A 1390-nucleotide genomic window follows, 5' to 3' on the forward strand; every position below is an offset into this window, starting at 1 on the left:
CCTCATTCAGTTCCAGTTCAAGTCTTCTCATGATTTCACGCACGAGCTTCAACGCGTGATTGGCATCCTTCTTGTTCTTGCAGATGATGACACTGTCATCGGCAAACCTAACGAGCTTGCCAAGATGTTTGCCATGGCGTTCCCATACCTTGTCCATGTAGTTGAGATAAATGTTCGACAGGAGAGGTGAGATGACGCCGCCTTGCGGACTACCTTCTTCACTTGTCTCGTATCGTCCGCCCACCATGACCCCCGCCTTTAGCCACAGGCATATCAGCTTCAAGATGCGTCGGTCATTAATGCGTTCCTGCACCAATTTCATGAGTTTCTCGTGCTTGATGTTGTCGAAATATCCTTTGATATCCGCATCTACCACCCAATACCCCTTGTTGTTGCAGGCTTTCCTGACCACTTCCAAAGCCATATGTTGACTCCGTTTTGGTCTGAAGCCGTAGGAACATTCATGGAAATCTGCCTCAAATATGGGTTCTATAACAATCTTGGTTGCCATCTGTACGATCTTGTCTTTAATTGTCGGTAGACCCAGAGGTCGTTCTTTTCCATTATCCTTCGGTATGTTCACGCGTTTTGCGGGGGATGGTCGGTAGTCGCCATCTTTCAATAGCTGTGCAATTTCTTCGAGAAATCGTTCCACCCCATATATCTCGACATCAGTTAATGTGACGAGGTCAATACCACCAGCACCTTTGCTTGCTCTGACTCTTTTCCATGCTTCCTGTAGGACATCCATTCGATAAACTTTGTCGAACAGCGCATGGAATTTGCGTTTGTTGTTCTGCTTGGCAGATCGATATAGTTTTCTTTGAAGTTGTCGAACTTTTTCTTTGGTGTTGTTAGCCTTTTGAGCATTCACTCGCTCTTACCTCCTCTGAAAACATGGTTGAAGCAGGGTTCCTTTCCTAAGCGAGGTTGTGTTGTCCCCGCCATCATCGGTACTATGAACCCCTCTGACTCCCTCATGACGACAATACCATTTCGTCTCAAACTTATAGGTATGCCCTTTACGGCTTTGCCGTGTCAAGTAGGGTCTCTCCAGTTCCGAACGCTACTTTCGATACATGTCGCCACCTCTATACCGGAGGGTTCTTAGGCACTGTCTCCAAGTTCGTTGTACCTTCCATGGTCTTCACCTGTGCGCCAGGGTTCGACTCCCTCTTTCCCACGATGTGGGCTTTTATTAACGATACGGCAGTGTTCACATGATGTTACGACCTATATCTTTGCCGACCTATACAATAGGCTATCATCCCGCTCAGCACCCCGCATTACTGCGACGCACCGGGACTGGCTACATGGCTCCTTGGCGATTACCATGGCTGGACTTTCACCAGCAAGCAACGTCCAGCTTTGCTGGACGCACGCACACCAT

1 protein-coding gene is annotated in these 1390 nt (G+C 48.1%); it reads right to left on the minus strand.

Features of this window, described 5'->3' with window-relative positions:
* On the minus strand, positions 1-874 hold an 874-nt coding region (gene ltrA, locus KHM83_RS19540), incomplete at its 3' end, for a group II intron reverse transcriptase/maturase (protein WP_213238720.1).
* Between the last annotated feature and the right edge of the window lie 516 nt (positions 875-1390).

It is taken from the genome of Fusibacter paucivorans (assembly GCF_018390735.1).
Lineage (GTDB): Bacteria > Bacillota > Clostridia > Peptostreptococcales > Acidaminobacteraceae > Fusibacter > Fusibacter paucivorans.